Origin of the sequence: Kitasatospora humi, assembly GCF_020907985.1 — a bacterium.
GTDB lineage: Bacteria > Actinomycetota > Actinomycetes > Streptomycetales > Streptomycetaceae > Kitasatospora > Kitasatospora humi.
Window position 1 is genome coordinate 157,470 of the sequence record NZ_JAJJPA010000007.1, and the last position, 15,086, is coordinate 172,555.

Sequence of the window (15,086 nt, forward strand, 5' to 3'; positions counted from 1 at the left end):
CATGACCGAGGTACTGCTCGCGGTGGGCACCCAGAAGGGCCTCTTCCTGGGCCGCAGTTACGGCCGCCGGGACTGGGCCTTCACCGGGCCGCACTTCCCGATGAACGCGATCTACGCGATCGGCATCGACCGGCGCGACGGCCGGACCAGGGTGCTGGTCGGCGCCGACAGCAACCACTGGGGCCCGTCGGTGTGGCGCTCCGACGACCTCGGCGCCAGCTGGAACGAGCCGGAGCGGCCGGCGGTGAAGTTCCCCGAGCACACCGGCGCCTCGCTGGTGCGGCTCTGGCAGCTGCAGCCGGCCGGCCCGGAGGCGCCGGGCGTGGTCTACGCCGGGACGGAGCCGGCCGCGCTGTTCCGCTCCACCGACCACGGCGAGACCTTCAGCCTGGTGGAGCCGCTCTGGCAGCACCCGCAGCGCGAGCAGTGGGGCGCCGGCTTCGGCGGGCAGGGCCTGCACACCATCCTGACCGACCCCCGGGACCCGGACGCGCTGACCGTGGCGGTCTCCGCCGGTGGCGTCTACCGCTCCACCGACGGCGGGGCCGGCTGGGCGCCGTCCAACACCGGGATCAGGGTGAGCTTCATGCCCGAGGAGTACCCGGAGTTCGGGCAGTGCGTGCACAAGATCGCCGCGGATCCGACCGACCCGGACAAGCTGCTGCTGCAGAACCACGGCGGGGTGTTCCGCAGCGACGACGCGGGAGCCACCTGGCGGCCCGTGGAGAGCGGTCTGCCGGCGGTGTTCGGCTTCGCCGTCGCCGCCCACCCGCGCCGGGCCGGCACCGCCTACCTGGCCCCACTGGAGGCCGACTTCATGCGGATGCCGCCGGGCAGGCGCTGCCGGATCTACCGCACCGAGGACGGCGGGGGCGACTGGCACCCGCTCGCCCAGGGCCTGCCGGACGACGACCACTACGGCGTGGTGCTGCGCGACGCGCTGCGCTGCGACGACGCCGACCCGGCCGGGGTGTACTTCGGCAACCGCAACGGCGAGTTGTACGCCAGTGCCGACGAGGGCGACAGCTGGCACCTGCTCGCCTCGCACCTGCCCGACGTCCTGTGCGTCCGGGCGGCCGTGGTGGGCTGAGGTCTGGTCACGGCCGTCCGGCTGTGAAACCCTGCGCCCATGGCCCAGTTGACCACTTCTCCGGCGGCTCCGCCGGTGACCTCGCCCGCGGCGGACCGGGCGCGCTACGACCGTGCCACCGCGCACCTGGAAGCGCCGCTGGCCATCGTCGACCTGGCCGCCTTCGACGCCAACGCCGCCGACCTGGTCCGCCGGGCCGGCGGCAAGCCGATCCGGGTGGCCAGCAAGTCGGTGCGCTGCCGGGCGCTGCTGGACCGGGTGCTGGCGATGGACGGCTTCGCCGGGGTGATGAGCTTCACGCTGCCGGAGTCGATCTGGCTGGCCCGCGGCGGCGTCACCGATGTGCTGCTGGCCTACCCTTCCACCGACCGCGCCGGCTTCGCCGAGCTCACCGGTGACCCCGAACTGGCCGCCCGGATCACCGTGTTGGTGGACGACCCGGCGCAGCTGCAGCTGATCGACGCGGCCCGGACCGGCAGCGAGCGGGTGCGGGTCTGCCTGGAGCTGGACACCTCGCTGCGGCTGCTCGGCGGCCGGCTGCGGGTGGGCGCCCGCCGCTCGCCGCTGCACTCCCCCGAGCAGGTCGCGGCGCTCGCCGAGCTGGTGCACCGCCGACCGGGCTTCACCCTGGTGGGCCTGATGGCCTACGAGGGCCACATCGCGGGCGTGGGCGACCAGGTCGCGGGCCGGCCGGTGCGGTCGCGGCTGGTGCGGCTGATGCAGGCCAGGGCCGGTGCCGAGCTGGCCGACCGGCGGGCCGCGGTGGTGCGCGCGGTGCGGCGGGTGGCGGAGCTGGAGTTCGTCAACGGCGGTGGCACCGGGAGCGTGCAGCGGACGGCGGCGGAGGCGGCGGTCACCGAGATCGCGGCGGGCTCCGGGCTCTACGTGCCGCGGCTGTTCGACAACTACCGCTCGTTCCGGGGCCGGCCGGCCGCGCTGTTCGCCCAGCCGGTGGTGCGCCGGCCGGGGGTCGGGGTGGTCACGGTGCTGGGCGGCGGCTATCCGGCCTCGGGGGCGGCCGGCCGGGACCGGCTGCCGGAGCCGTACCTGCCGGCCGGCCTGCGCTACGACCCCCAGGAAGGCGCCGGCGAGGTGCAGACGCCGCTGCTCGGCCCGGCCGCCGACGACCTGCTGATCGGCGACCGGGTCTGGTTCCGGCACGCGAAGGCCGGGGAGCTGTGCGAGCGGTTCGCCGAGCTGCACCTGGTGGAGGGCGACCGGGTGGTGGCCACGGTGCCGACCTACCGGGGCGAGGGGCGGACCTTCCTGTAACACTGGTGGCGATGGCTGCAGTTGACGTGACGTCAGTTCACCTGATGGCGCGTCGACTGCCGCTGCCGATCAGGTGTTGCTGCCTCCGGTGGCACCGCCCAAGGAGCCGGCACCGGAGCCGCTGAAGTCCTTGATCCCGCTGACGATGGTGTCCATGGTCGACACCGCCGGGGCCTTGTCGGCGATGTCGAAGCCGAACTGGACGGCGACCAGGTGCTTGCCGTCGGCGGTCGGGAAGACCACGTCCTGGACGGTGCCGTTGTTGCCCTGCTGGGCGTCGACCTGCCAGCGGATCAGGTAGCCGCTGCGACCGGCGACGGTGACCGGCTCGGACTTCAGCTCCTGGTGGCCCTTGATGTTCGGGCCGTAGGACTGCGCGGCGACCTTCTGGATGTCCTGCGTCGCCGCGGCCTTGGGGTCGGTGCCGTCGACCTGGGCGGTGTTGACCCCGCCGAGCGTGCAGGACGTGCTGCTGTTGGCGCTGCTGCCGGGGCACTGGTACTGGCCGATGTACAGCGAGGCCGTGCCGTCCTTCGCGGTGCCGCCCTGCCAGCCGCTGGGGATGGGCAGCGAGATGCCGTCGGCCATGTCGATCGCCTGGGTGCCGTCGCCCAGCCCGGGCAGGCCACCGCCGAGGCCGGGAATGCCGGGGAGGCCGGGGATGCCGCCACCGCCCGGGCCGTTGCCGTTCCCCCGACCGCCGCCCTGGCCGTTGCCGTTGCCGTTCCCGTTGCCATTGCCCTGGCCACCGCCGGTTCCGCCGCCGTTGCCCGGACCGCGGTGGTGCCCCGGGCCCGGGTAGGTGTTCTGCGGGGCGGGGGCGGCCGCCTGCCGGCGGTCGTGGTTGTGGTGGCCCACCGCGAGGTAGGTCGCCCCGGAGCCGATCGCCAGTCCGAGCACCCCGGCGACGGCCGCCGCGACCAGTGTCCTGCGGCCGATCCGGCTCAGCAGCGAGGGCTTCTTGGGGGCGTCCGGGTAGCCGGACAGGTGGTCGGCGCCGGCGCCCGGGTGGTCCGTGCCGTCGGCGAAGCCGGTCGGCGGTTCGGGGTAGCGCACCGTGCCGTCGTCCGCCGGCACCGTGCCCTCCAGCACGGTGGTCGGCTCGCCGTCCGGGTCCTGGGCCGGGTGGGGCGCGCCCGGGCCGGGGCGGGTGGTGGTGGTCCAGCCGGTGCCGTCCCACCAGCGCTCGGGCCGGGGTGTGGTGGTGGTGTCCTTGGGGTCCGGGTACCACCCGGCAGGAATCTTCGCGTCGCTCACACCAGAAAATGTATGGGCCGACGGATAAGCGCGAAATCAACTGAGCGGCACAATCCGTTCGATTCGTATGAGATTACGGTGAGAGCACCTGTCGGGCGCCCCCTGCGCCGCTGTCCGTCCCAGGCGAACCCGGAACGACAACGGTCACCAATGCAGCCTTTGGATCTCCCTCCGATCTGGGGTTCACTTCGTGCAGGGCACCCGTCCTCGACCACCCCCGGCGTTTCAGGAGACGACGCGATGGCCGGCCACCTCGACCACGACCATGCCGCGCACGACCATGGGCATGACGACCACGGGCCCAGCCATGGACACGGCGGCCACGGGCACGGCGGCCACGGGCACTCGCACGGCGTCGCGGCCGACGCCGACCGCCGCTGGCTGACCAGCGCGCTCGCCCTGATCGTGGCCTTCATGGCCGCCGAGGTGCTGATCGGCTTCGCCGCCCACTCGCTGGCCCTGATCTCGGACGCGGCGCACATGCTCACCGACGCCGCCTCGATCGTGCTGGCGCTGGTCGCCATGCGGCTGGCCGCCCGGCCGGCCCGCGGCGGCTACACCTACGGGCTCAAGCGCGCCGAGATCCTCTCCGCCCAGGCCAACGGCGTCGCCCTGCTGATGCTCTCGCTCTGGCTGGGCTTCGAGTCCGTCCAGCGGCTGGTCAACCCGCCGCCGGTGCGCGGCGCGCTGGTGCTGGGGACGGCGCTGGTCGGGATCGTGGTCAACCTGTTCGCCGCCTGGTTCATGTCCAAGGCCAACCGCAGCTCGCTCAATGTGGAGGGCGCGTTCCAGCACGTGCTGACCGACCTCTACGCGTTCATCGCGACCGCGGTGGCCGGTCTGATCGTGCTGACCACCTCCTTCGTCCGGGCCGACGCGATCGCCTCGCTGATCGTGGTGCTGCTGATGCTGCGGGCCGGGATCGGGCTGGTCCGGGACTCCGCGCGGATCTTCCTGGAGGCCGCCCCCGCCGGGGTGGACCCGAACGCGCTGGCCGACCGGCTGGTGGAGGACGAGCAGGTGGAGGAGATCCACGACCTGCACGTCTGGGAGATCACCTCCGGCCAGCCCGCCCTGTCGGCGCACATCCTGGTGGCCCCCGGCGGCGACTGCCACGCGGTCCGCCGCGACCTCCAGCGCCGCCTGCGCGACGAGTACGCGATCACCCACGCCACCCTCCAGGTGGACCACATCGGCGAGGACGACGCCCAGGCACTGCTCCAGATCACCGACGCCGGCGCGACCTCCGGCGCCGTCGCCGACCACTGCGCCGATTCCCACGGCCCCGTCCACCGCAGCGGCCCCCACCCCCACTGAGGCCCGACGGCCGCCCCGGTCGTCCGGCCACCGACCGGCCGAACACCCACCCCGCACGGAGCCCTGGGCGGCCGTCCTCCCTGCGGCTAAGCTCACCAACCATGATCGAAACCCTGCGCTACGCCGCGTTCACCACCGATCCGGCCGGCGGCAACAAGGCCGGCGTGGTTCCCGAGGCCGAGGAGCTGACGGATCAGCAGATGCTCGGGATCGCCGCCGAGCTCGGCTACTCCGAGACCGCCTTCCTGGTCGACCTGGGCAGTCGGCGCTACCGGGTGCGGTACTTCGCCCCGGCCATGGAGGTGCCGTTCTGCGGGCACGCGACGATCGCCGCAGCGGTCGCGGTGGCCGAGCGGTCCGGGCCGGGCGAGCTGGTCTTCGAGACCAACGCGGGCACCGTGCCGGTGACGGTCACCGCGGGCCCGGACGGTGTGCTGCGGGCCACCCTGACCAGCGTCGAGCCGCACACCGCCGAGCTGGCCCCGGCCGAGCTGGCGGAGGCGCTGGCCGCCCTGCGGTGGTCGGCCGACGAGCTGGACGCCACGCTGCCGCCCCGGATCGCTTACGCCGGCGCCCGGCACCTGGTGCTCGCCGCCGCCACCCGGGAGCGGCTGGCCGAGCTGGACTACGACGTCGAACGGCTGACCGCGTTCATGACGGCCCATCAGCTGATCACCCTGCAGCTGGTCTGGTCCGCCTCGGCCACCGTCTGGCACGTGCGGAATCCGTTCCCGGTCGGCGGCGTCTTCGAGGACCCGGCCACCGGCGCCGCAGCGGCCGCCTTCGGTGCCTACCTGCGGGAGCTGGGCCGGGTGCCCGAGCAGGCCGAACTCACCCTCCACCAGGGCGAGGACATGGGCAGCCCCGGCGAGCTGCGGGTCGAACTGCGCTCCGGCGACCCGCGGGTGCGGGTGACCGGCGCGGCGGTGCGGCTGCCCGAGTGACAGCGGTGGGCGGGATAATCGGGGCGTGACCGCACCGCGCCTGATGCTCCTCGACTCCGCCAGCCTCTACTTCCGGGCGTACTTCGGTGTGCCCGAGTCCATGAAGTCCCCGGACGGCATCCCGGTGAACGCCGTCCGGGGGCTGCTCGACTTCATCGCCCGGCTGGTCCATGACCACCGACCCGACCAGCTGGTCGCCTGCATGGACGCCGACTGGCGCCCGCAGTGGCGAGTGGACCTGATCCCCAGCTACAAGACCCACCGGGTGGCCCCCGAGGGCGAGCCGGGTGAGGAGGAGGTGCCGGACACCCTCGCCCCGCAGGTGCCGGTCATCGAGCAGGTGCTGGACGCCCTGGGCATCGCCCGCATCGGCGTCCCCGGTTACGAGGCCGACGACGTGATCGGCACCCTGGCCACCCGCGCCGCCGGTCCGGTCCAGATCGTCACCGGCGACCGCGACTTGTTCCAGCTGGTCGACGACGCCCGTGGCGTCCAGGTGCTCTACCCCCTCAAGGGCGTCGGCTCCCCGCAGGTCACCACCGATGAGCTGCTGCGCGAGAAGTACGGCGTCACCGGTGCGCAGTACGCCGACCTGGCCGCCCTGCGCGGCGACCCGAGCGACGGCCTGCCCGGCGTGAAGGGCATCGGCGAGAAGACGGCCGCCCAACTCATCGCCGACTTCGGCGACTTGGCCGCCATCCGGGCCGCCGCCACCGACCCGCGGGCCAAGCTCACGCCGGGCCGCCGCAAGAACCTCATCGAAGCGGGCGCCTACCTCGACGTCGCCCCGAAGGTGGTCCGGGTCGCCACGGACGTGCCGCTCCCCGCCTTCGACCCCGCCCTCCCCACCGAGCCGCTGGACCCGATGGCCCTGGAGGAACTGACCACCCGCTGGGGCCTGGGCACCTCGCTCACCCGCCTGCTGGACGCCCTGGCGGCCCAAGGCTGAGAAGGTCATCAGCAGCCCATCCAAGTGGGCTCGCCGTCCTTGGTCACCGGGGTGACGTCCGCTCACAGCTGGCTTGGTGCCTCACCAAAAAGCCACGAGCCAACGACCCCCGCTTTCGACCTGGCTCCATGCACCGGAGATCAGACCACAGCGGGGAGGATGCCGCGTGGCCAATGGCCGAGCCAGAACACTGCGGTGGACGGCTCGGGTTGGTCCTCGGTCGAGCCATCGTGGGGCAACAGCTCAGTAGGGGCGATGTAGCCCTCACCTGGGGCCAGCCGGATGCGGAAGACCCGCAGCGGCTGCCGACCGGCAACGTAGGCCCGCAGATCGTCGGTGTGCGGGTAGCGGCCGGCAGGGTCGCGGTACAGGGCGCGGCAGATGGTGCGGATGTCGCGGTCGGCGAGCAGGAGGTAGCGGGTGCCGGGGCCGAGGTTGAAGCACAGGCGCCGTCGACCGGTGTGCTTGGACCCGTAGTCCAGGCGGTCCCAGTTGTCGACATGCAGTCCGATGCGGCGACCGTCCTGGTAGTTGGGAGTGGTAGTCAGGGCCTTGGCGGGGCTGGCGGCCTGGCCGAGGTGGACGGCGTCCGGGTCTCCGAGCGGATCGGCCAGGGCGGACAGGCTCGCGGGCGCCGGGCCGTCGGGGAGCTTGACCAGCTCCACTAGCGTGTCGTCGGTGGTCTGAGCGGTGGGCTTGAGCCGCGCGGCCAGGTCGGTGGTCAGTGGCCACCAGGGGCCGGCCGGAAGGACGGCCCCTGGTTCGTACTCCGCCTCACCGGCGGCGATGCGGACCCCAGTGGTCTCGCACTGGGCGATGAGGGCGGCTGGGTCGGTGTGGGCAATGGCGAGGTTCAATCCGGGCTCCTCCCGGTTCGGGTCACCGGCGCTCGTTCAGGGTGTCGCCGAAGGTCACGTCCAGCTCGGCGATCATGGCTTCGGCGAGCTCGGACTGTTGGGCTCGGTCGATGACCACCTTGGCGAGGTGGGCGACGCCCCGTAGCGAGGTCAGGTCGTTGCCACGCAGGTCCAAGCCCTGGTACTTGCCACGACTGAACTCGGCCAGCCGCAGCGTGCACGCGTCGACGACTACCCCGCTCAGGTCGCAGCCAGCGAACGACGCCTCGGTGAGCACGCACTTGGAGAAGGCGACCGGCCCGGTGACCCGGACCTGCTCGAAGCTCGCGTAGTCGAGCTTGCAGTTCTCGAAGAGCACGTTGTCCAGGGCCACGCCGGTGAGGCTGGCACCCATGATCTTGCAGTTGCGGAAGACGACGCGGGACAGCTTGCTGTCGGCGATGCGGGTGGTGGCCAGGTCGCAGGTGTCGAACTCGACGGAGTCCAGGCGGACCTTGTCGAATTGGACGCGGTCGGCCCGCAGCCTGCTGACGCGGCCGGTGATGAGGCTGGTGTCGGCCAGATCCAGGTCTCGCAGGTCGGCGTCGCCGTACTGGAAGTCCTGGACGATGCCCCGGGCGGAGTCCAGCGAGGTGACGTTGGACAGGTAGAGGCCGGGCTCGTCCAGGGTGGGCAGAATGACGGTGACGCGGCCGAAGGTGATGCTGTCCACGGGTAGGGCTCCGCTCTGTCGGGCCGGGCCCGCACCGCGCGGTGCGGGCCCGGGTGCTCAGGTGGTGCTACTTGCTGGTCTTGTTGTCCCAGGTCGGCCGGTTGTCGAACGACGAGCCGACGTTGTCCCAGGTCGGCCGGTTGTCGAACTTGGCGACCGTGATCGGGTGACTGGACGTCAGGTCGGCAACCACGGGGGAATCGGTGGCGGCCAGCAGTTCGAGGATGGTCATGCTGCTTGCTCCTCTCGGACGGTATCGGACAGTGCGGTGACGAGGGCCTGCCTGGACACGCGGCAGTAGTTGGTTTCGGTGGTGTCCAGGCGCCCGTTCTCGAAGTAGCGATTGCCGGCCTGGGCTCCCCGGCAGAAGCCGAAGAACTCGCACCGGGCCTCGCACTCGTCCAGGCCGCTCAGGAACTCGCGCACGTACCGCAGGTGGTGCGCGCGGTCCAGCATGGAGCCGATGGTCAGCTCCAGGACGTTGCCGGCCCGGAAGTCGTTGTATGCCGGGTCGCTGACGCCCGCGAGCTCGGGCGAGAGCAGGACCACGTCCCCCGTGGCGGAGACGGTGGGGATCGGGTCGATCAGGGCGTTGTCCCACACGGCCAGGCCCGTCGTGCCGGCGGCTCGCAGGTAGCCGCCGAGCCGATCGACCTCACGGACGGTCAGCTCGCGGTGCCGCCTCGACCAGGAGAGGGTGCGGCGCCAGAACTCGCGAGCTTGTTCGACGCTGGGGACCGCCCGGTCGGTGTTGACGCCCTCGGTCTCCTCCATGTTCAGCCCGACGCTGTGGCAGCCCAGGTCGGCCATGAAGTCCAGCAGCCCCTCCGGGTCGCTGATGCTCTCGACGTTGACGACCGCGATCGCGGAGAACCGGACCTCGTGCTCTCGCAGTTGGCCGATGCCCTTCATGATCCGGTCGAAGGCAGGGCGTCCGGCCCAGTCGACACGCTGGCGGTTGAGGGCGGCCGGGCCGTCGATGCTCACCCCGGTCCGGAACCCGTACTCGGTCAGGAAGTCGCACCAGGCCGGGTTGATCAGTACCGCGTTGGTCTGCACCGAGTGCTCGACCAAGCCGGCCTGCCGCAGCGGCTCGAAGGGGGCCAGCAACTCGGCCAGCTTCTGTCGCCCGACGGCCAGCGGCTCGCCCGCGTGCCACAGGACCTCAACGGGCGAGGTGGTCGTGGTGTCGGCGAACTCGGCGATCGAGTGGGCCACCGCCTCGGCGACCGTCACCGGCATCTGTGTGCGCCGGCCGCGGTCGGGCAGGTAGCAGTAGGTGCACTTGAGGTTGCAGAAGCCGTCGGGCTGCACTACCACCGTGTTCGGGCGGCGGGCGATGCGGCGCCGGTAGCGGGCCAGGGTCTGCATCGTGCTGGCTCCTCGCTCGGTCAGAGGGATTCGGTGCTCGGGTTGGTGTCCGGCGCGCTGGCCGCGGTGAGCGGCTGGTACTGGGGTGGCTGGTGCTTGACCAGGTAGCCGCGCAGACCAACGGACACCACCAGGGCCTTCATGGCGTCGCCGAACAGGTCACGTTCGGGGCCGCAGTGCTGGGCATCCGTGCTACGGCTCCCAGTTCAGCGTGGACGGTCTTGCCGTCCGGCAACTGGTCGGCGCCCCAACGGCCATGGGTGAGGTGGTGGACCAGGGCGATGCCCCGGCCACCCTCGTCCTGCCCGTCGGCCTTGACCATGACCGGCAGGACGCGGCAGCCGTCGGTGACACGGATCTGGACTGCCGTCTCGGCGAGCCGCTCGATCTCGACCCGCATCTGCATCCGGCACCCGGTCTTGGCCGCGTTGGTCGCCAGCTCCGAGACGATTACCTGGGCGTCCTCGACCAGGTAATCCAGACCCCAAGCGGCCAGCTGGACGCGCACGAGTCGACGGGCGGCCGACACGGACTCGGCCCGGTAAGGCAGGTCCAGGCCGACCGACTCGGTGCCGCTGGTGGCCGCGGTCACGGCTCCCGAGGGAATGCCAGCAGTGAACGCCATGGTGGAACTCCTGGTTGGAGTGCGGTTCAGGGTTGGTCGGCGCCAGGCCCGGAACGCAGGATGGGCCTGGCGCCAGATGCCGTTCCCGAAGGAGGACGGCGTCGCGTAACCAGTGAACGACCGTCAGCTAACTGACGGCGAGGCAAAGTAGGAGCTGCTCTGGTCCTCGCTCAACCGGAAAACTTGACTGCCTCATTACCCGATCCCCTGCACGCCGCGTCACATCCCGGCTACGTTGATCGCATGGTGGCCAACGTCGCTCTCCGCCTCCGGATGGCCGAACGTCGGATGACGAAGGCAGAGTTAGCTCGCGAAGTGAACGCCGAGGTCAAGATCCTCACGGGGAAGCTCGGCACGGTGTCAGAGCGCACGGTGCACAACTGGCTTGCTGGTCAGACCCGTTGGCCGCCAGCGAAGAGTCGCCTCGCGCTCACGGCAGTATTCGACTGCACGCCCGAGGAACTGGGCTTCGTCCCTACCAGGCGGACCCGAAGTACAACGGAGGAAGACGTGATGCGACGCGACTTCATAGCGGCTGCCGGAGGTACGGCGGTGGCTGCGCTCACCAGCACCGTGGCAGCCGGACCGCGCCGGATCGGGATCACCGATATCCGGCAGTTGCAGACCCGCTTCGCCGAGGTCGTCGCCAGTGACCACCGCCACGGTGGCCGGCTCAGCATCGAATCCCGCGCCGGCCAGCTCGCCGACGAAGCCCTCGCCCTCCAGGAGAGCGGCATCGCCACCCAGCGGATCAGGGCCCAGCTGTACGCCACCGCGGCCTCCTTCATGTCGAGCGCGATGTGGGCCGCCATCGACGGTCGTCGCTTCGAGGCCGCTCTCCAACACCACCAGAAGGCCGCCTCCCTGGCCGCGATGTCTGGCGACTCCTCCATCCAGTTTCGGATCTGGTCCCACGCCGGCAGCCTTTACCGTCATCTCGGTCGGCCCGGCGACGCGCTCGCCGCCAACGACGTGGCCCGCAACCTGCCCATCGCCCGCCGCGACCCGCTGTTCGCCTCCCTGGGGCATGCCCGCCATGCGGCCATCCACGGCCTGACCGGAGACACCAATGCGGTGCGACGCTCCCTCGGGCACGCGCAGGAGGCCCTCGACCGAGCTGACCCCAGCGCCTCCCGTCCGCTGTGGATAACAGCCTTCTACGACCAGGCCGAACTCGACTCCCTGGCCCTGGCCGGCTACCTGTCTGCCGGCAGCTGGGAAGAAGCCGAAGCCCACGCCCATCGCAGCACGGCGCTTCGCCGGGGCGCCATGCAGCGCGCCTCCGCCATCACCACCGCCCGCCTCGCACATGCCCAGCTCCGCCAAGGCGCCCTTGAGCCCGCGGTCGCCACGGCCATGTCGGTCCCCGCTGAGGTCTCCACACACCCCCGAGTCACCGGCATGCTGACCGCGTTCGGTATCAAGCTCACCGACCGCGCTGCCGGAAGCGGCCCCGCCCGCACCTGGGCCGAATACTCACACGAGACCTGGAGGATCAGCACGTGACCATCGAACTCCGCCACCACACCGAGCTGACCCCGGACGCCCGCCAGGGACTGCTGGACGTCTACGCGGACGTTCGGGCGCCGCTGCTGCACCTGGCCAACTACCGCGTCGAGGCGTTCGCCGAGCGCCTTGACCGGCATTCCGAGGAGCCCGGCTTCGAACTCGTCCTCGGCTACGACGGCGACGTCCCGATCGGCTACGCCTACGGCAACACCGCCGACGCCGACGACCGCTACTGGAAGCGCATGGCCGAACCGCTGCCCGACGGCTTCACCGACACCCCCGTGCTGGTCATCAAGGAGATCGGCGTCCGCATCCCCTGGCGCGGTACTGGTACCGCCCGCCGCATCCACGACGAACTGCTCGCCCACCGCACCGAAGGTCGCGTCACCCTGATGGTCAATCCGCTCGCTGGGGACGGCAAGGTCCGGGCCCTGTACGAGTCCTGGGGCTACCAGGCCGTCAACAGCCAGCAGCCCTCACCGGACTCGCCCAGGCTCACCGCCATGCTCCGCCCACGCTGACGGCATCCGGTTCGGCGGATCCGGTACCATCACCCGCTCTGGACCCGGTGGCCCTGGGGGAGTTGGCCGTCCGCCGGGACACCGGCACCTCGCTCAGCCGCCTGCCGGACGCCATGGCGGCCGCCCCTCAGCCGGTTCGGCGGCTCCGGGACGACGGCCTGACGGCCCGGACGGGCGTGCCCGTCCCGCTGTGCGACGTCTTCGAGAGCGGTGCGGGAGCGCGACGGCAGGGGCAGGACCGGGGAGTTGTGCGCCACCCGCTCCGGCAGCCGGCCAACCGTCATGCCGCTGCGGCCTCTTCCATTCATCGGGACGACACATCCGTGTCAGACTGACCACCTGTCGTTGTGGGAGAGGACCGAGAGTGGCAAGGCGTCGTAGCTCCGGGCTGGTTGGGATGCTGGCTGAAGCGCAGCGACAGCGGCAACGGCAGTACGAGGCACAGCAGCGTGCCGCCCGGGCGGCTCAACTCCAGTACGAGCGGGACCAGCGGGCCGCACAGCGCGCCGCCGCCCAGCAGGACCGCGCGGCGCTGCGGGCCTACCAGGAGGCACGGGAGGCCGACGCTGCCGCCCGGACCGGCAGGCTGGAGCAGCGGGTCGCGGAGCTGCAGGCCGTGTTGCGCACCGGCCTGGCCGGCCGGCCGCTGCAGCTGGCCGCCCTGCGGCGGCCGGCCCAGTTGCCTCCGTTCGATCCGGGTGAGCTCGCCCGCCCGATCCCCGTGCCGGACCCGGCCGGTTACCGGGTGCCGCCGCTGGTCGGCATGCAGGCCCTGAACCCGACCGCCCGGCGCCACCATGACGCCCAGGCCGCGGACGCCAACGCCCGCTACCAGCACGACTGGCAGGCAGCGCAGGCGGCCGAGCAGCAGCGGCTGCGGCAACTGGCCCGCTACCGTGCCGAGTTCGATGCCTGGGCCGCTGAAGAGCAGCGCCAGGCCGCCCAGCGCGCCGAGTGGGCAACCGCGGTGGCCGCCGGCTTGCAGGCCGGATCGCCCAGCGCGGTGGCCGAGTTCTTCGAGGCGGCACTGCGCTGGCGGACGGACTGGCCGGACGACTTCCCCAACGACGGGACGGTTGCCTGGGACGGTGCCGCCCAGCAGTTGGTGATCGACTGGCAGCTCCCCGGCTTCGACGTGGTACCGGCGGCCGCCCGGGTGCGCTACGTGAAGGCCGGCGATCGCGAGACCGAGGTGGCGAGGACCGCGACCGAGCGCCGCTCCATCCACCGATCGGTGCTCGCCCAGTGCGCGTTGCGCCTGATCGCCGAGGTCTTCCGGGCGGACCGGCAGGAATCGGTCGCCTCGGTGGTCTTCAACGGGTACGTGGAGAGCCTCAGTCCCGCCACCGGCCTGCGGGAGCGACGCACCATGGTGTCGGTGACGGCCGATCGCAGCCGCTTCCTGGAGGTCGACTTGGCCAGGGTGGATGCGATCAGCTGCCTGAAGGAGGCACTGGACGGGCGACTCGCCGGCCGGCCGGACAAGTGGGAGGCGGTCCGCGCGTTCCGCACTGCCGAGGAGGTCGGATCGGCCCGGGCCGGCGACGAGGACCCGGACCTCCATGAGATGGATCCGATCGAGTTCGAGCACCTGATCGCGGAACTCTTCCGTGCCAGGGGACTGCGGGCCCAGACCACGACCCGCAGCGGCGATGAAGGCGTTGACGTCCTGGCCGAGGATCCGGACCCGGTCACCGGCGGTCGGATCGTCATCCAGGTCAAGCGCTACCGCCACACCGTACCGCCGGCGGCGGTCCGGGACTTGGACGCGACGATGCGCCGCAACGGCGCCAACCGCGGGATCCTGGTGACCACTTCGGGCTTCGGCCCGGGTTCGCACCGCTGGGCCGAGGACAAGCCGCTCACGCTGATCGACGGTCCGATGCTGCTCGGGTTGCTCAAGGAGCACGGCTTGCGCGGTCGTCTGGGCGGCGGCCCGTCGCCCCGCTCGGCTGCGCTCACCCTGGCGCTGGGGGCGAACGCCGTGCTGCCCGGCGGCCCCCTCCGGCTGGTGTTCGACTCGGTCGCCGCGCCCGCCGACCTGTCCGTGCTCCTCCTCGGCGCGGCCGGCAAGGTCCGCGGCGACCAGGACTTCGTCTTCTACCACCAGCCCAACACACCGGACGGCACTGTGGTGTTGGGCCCCACGGAGCAGGTCGGCGGCCGCATACGACAGAGCGCCACCGTGCTGCTGTCGGAGCTCCCCGCGGACGTGCGGTGCATCGCGGTCGCCGTCGCCATGGACGTCGACTCCACCGCGACCCTCGCCGCGTTGAGCGACGGTTCGCTGACGGTGACCGCGTCTGACGGCTCGGTCTGGTCGTTCTCCCTCCCCGCCGACCCCGGGCTCTCCGCCGTCGTGGTCATCGAGTTCTACCGTCGGCACGCCGGCACCGCCCAGGAGCAGTGGAAGATCCGCTCGGTCGGTCAGGGCTGGTCCGACGGACTGGCGGGCCTCGCCCGCACCCACGGCGTCGACGTCAGCTGACAGCCGCCGCCCGGTCGGCCGGAGCGCATCCGGGCGCCGCTCAAGGTTGGCCAGACAGCTGCCATCCCGGTGAACCACCGTTGTACAGACACCTGGGTTGGACGGACACCTCTACGCCGGCAGCTCGTCGATTCTCGTTCGCCCCGATGTACCGGTGAGTAGCTACGGTTCCGG

General features: G+C 71.8%; 14 protein-coding genes. 8 read left to right on the forward strand and 6 right to left on the reverse strand.

All coding sequences use genetic code 11. The features are described 5' to 3' along the window. Position 1: 1 nt before the first annotated feature. Positions 2 to 1,090 carry a WD40/YVTN/BNR-like repeat-containing protein gene (locus tag LN042_RS10145; protein ID WP_230050626.1) on the forward strand — a complete coding sequence of 363 codons (1,089 nt, stop codon included), beginning with the start codon at positions 2 to 4 and terminating at the stop codon, positions 1,088 to 1,090. 75 nt (positions 1,091 to 1,165) lie between these two features. Next, positions 1,166 to 2,362: an amino acid deaminase/aldolase gene (locus tag LN042_RS10150; protein WP_230050797.1), complete on the forward strand. Its 1,197-nt coding sequence runs from the start codon at positions 1,166 to 1,168 to the stop codon at positions 2,360 to 2,362. A gap of 69 nt (positions 2,363 to 2,431) precedes the next feature. Here LN042_RS10150 and LN042_RS10155 read toward each other — a convergent pair whose 3' ends face one another. Beyond that, entirely contained in the window at positions 2,432 to 3,619 is a 1,188-nt protein-coding gene (locus tag LN042_RS10155; RefSeq protein WP_230050628.1) for a DUF2510 domain-containing protein, read from the reverse strand. Between the two features lie 240 nt (positions 3,620 to 3,859). Between LN042_RS10155 and LN042_RS10160 the strand changes: the two genes are divergently transcribed. The 3 genes from LN042_RS10160 (at position 3,860) to LN042_RS10170 (ending at position 6,829) form a co-directional block, all read left to right on the forward strand. Continuing rightward, positions 3,860 to 4,936 carry a cation diffusion facilitator family transporter gene (locus LN042_RS10160; RefSeq protein WP_230050630.1) on the forward strand — a complete coding sequence of 359 codons (1,077 nt, stop codon included), beginning with the start codon at positions 3,860 to 3,862 and terminating at the stop codon, positions 4,934 to 4,936. Positions 4,937 to 5,037: 101 nt separating this feature from the next. Beyond that, positions 5,038 to 5,880 carry a PhzF family phenazine biosynthesis protein gene (locus LN042_RS10165; protein ID WP_230050632.1) on the forward strand — a complete coding sequence of 281 codons (843 nt, stop codon included), beginning with the start codon at positions 5,038 to 5,040 and terminating at the stop codon, positions 5,878 to 5,880. Between the two features lie 43 nt (positions 5,881 to 5,923). Then, positions 5,924 to 6,829: a 5'-3' exonuclease gene (locus LN042_RS10170; protein WP_230050799.1), complete on the forward strand. Its 906-nt coding sequence runs from the start codon at positions 5,924 to 5,926 to the stop codon at positions 6,827 to 6,829. 140 nt (positions 6,830 to 6,969) lie between these two features. Here the strand turns inward: LN042_RS10170 and LN042_RS10175 are convergent, their stop codons facing one another. The 5 genes from LN042_RS10175 to LN042_RS10195 all read right to left on the reverse strand — a co-directional run bounded on the left by LN042_RS10175 (position 6,970) and on the right by LN042_RS10195 (position 10,394). Further along, on the reverse strand, positions 6,970 to 7,686 hold the full coding sequence (locus tag LN042_RS10175; RefSeq protein WP_230050634.1) for a hypothetical protein: 717 nt from the start codon (positions 7,684 to 7,686) through the stop codon (positions 6,970 to 6,972). Between the two features lie 22 nt (positions 7,687 to 7,708). Further along, positions 7,709 to 8,398 carry a pentapeptide repeat-containing protein gene (locus LN042_RS37660; RefSeq protein ID WP_230050636.1) on the reverse strand — a complete coding sequence of 230 codons (690 nt, stop codon included), beginning with the start codon at positions 8,396 to 8,398 and terminating at the stop codon, positions 7,709 to 7,711. A 67-nt stretch (positions 8,399 to 8,465) separates the two neighbouring features. Then, positions 8,466 to 8,630, reverse strand: coding sequence for a multiple cyclophane-containing RiPP AmcA (gene amcA, locus LN042_RS10185; protein ID WP_230050638.1), 165 nt, complete (start codon positions 8,628 to 8,630; stop codon positions 8,466 to 8,468). Continuing rightward, complete coding sequence (gene amcB / locus LN042_RS10190) at positions 8,627 to 9,769, reverse strand: cyclophane-forming radical SAM peptide maturase AmcB (RefSeq protein WP_230050640.1); 1,143 nt, start codon at positions 9,767 to 9,769, stop codon at positions 8,627 to 8,629. Before amcB ends, amcA begins: the two co-directional genes overlap by 4 nt. A 139-nt stretch (positions 9,770 to 9,908) precedes the next feature. Continuing rightward, on the reverse strand, positions 9,909 to 10,394 hold the full coding sequence (locus tag LN042_RS10195; protein ID WP_230050642.1) for an ATP-binding protein: 486 nt from the start codon (positions 10,392 to 10,394) through the stop codon (positions 9,909 to 9,911). 243 nt (positions 10,395 to 10,637) lie between these two features. Here LN042_RS10195 and LN042_RS10200 point away from each other — a divergent pair, with 243 nt between their 5' ends. From LN042_RS10200 to LN042_RS10210, 3 genes are all read left to right on the forward strand, one after another. Next, positions 10,638 to 11,900, forward strand: a complete 1,263-nt coding sequence (locus LN042_RS10200; RefSeq protein WP_230050644.1) for a helix-turn-helix domain-containing protein — start codon at positions 10,638 to 10,640, stop codon at positions 11,898 to 11,900. After that, the gene (locus LN042_RS10205; protein ID WP_372495705.1) at positions 11,897 to 12,424 is read left to right on the forward strand and encodes a GNAT family N-acetyltransferase; all 528 of its coding nucleotides are present in this window, start codon (positions 11,897 to 11,899) and stop codon (positions 12,422 to 12,424) included. Before LN042_RS10200 ends, LN042_RS10205 begins: the two co-directional genes overlap by 4 nt. A gap of 397 nt (positions 12,425 to 12,821) precedes the next feature. After that, the gene (locus LN042_RS10210) at positions 12,822 to 14,912 is read left to right on the forward strand and encodes a restriction endonuclease (RefSeq protein WP_230050646.1); all 2,091 of its coding nucleotides are present in this window, start codon (positions 12,822 to 12,824) and stop codon (positions 14,910 to 14,912) included. The last annotated feature ends 174 nt before the right edge of the window (positions 14,913 to 15,086 follow it).

Coding starts and splice junctions, on each gene's coding strand:
- LN042_RS10160 (WP_230050630.1), top strand. CDS start 3,860: ATGGCCGGCCACCTCGACCACGACCATGCCGCGCACGACCATGGGCAT.
- LN042_RS10170 (WP_230050799.1), top strand. CDS start 5,924: ATGCTCCTCGACTCCGCCAGCCTCTACTTCCGGGCGTACTTCGGTGTG.
- amcB (WP_230050640.1), bottom strand. CDS start 9,769: ATGCAGACCCTGGCCCGCTACCGGCGCCGCATCGCCCGCCGCCCGAAC.
- LN042_RS10195 (WP_230050642.1), bottom strand. CDS start 10,394: ATGGCGTTCACTGCTGGCATTCCCTCGGGAGCCGTGACCGCGGCCACC.
- amcA (WP_230050638.1), bottom strand. CDS start 8,630: ATGACCATCCTCGAACTGCTGGCCGCCACCGATTCCCCCGTGGTTGCC.
- LN042_RS10165 (WP_230050632.1), top strand. CDS start 5,038: ATGATCGAAACCCTGCGCTACGCCGCGTTCACCACCGATCCGGCCGGC.
- LN042_RS10210 (WP_230050646.1), top strand. CDS start 12,822: ATGCTGGCTGAAGCGCAGCGACAGCGGCAACGGCAGTACGAGGCACAG.
- LN042_RS10145 (WP_230050626.1), top strand. CDS start 2: ATGACCGAGGTACTGCTCGCGGTGGGCACCCAGAAGGGCCTCTTCCTG.
- LN042_RS10200 (WP_230050644.1), top strand. CDS start 10,638: ATGGTGGCCAACGTCGCTCTCCGCCTCCGGATGGCCGAACGTCGGATG.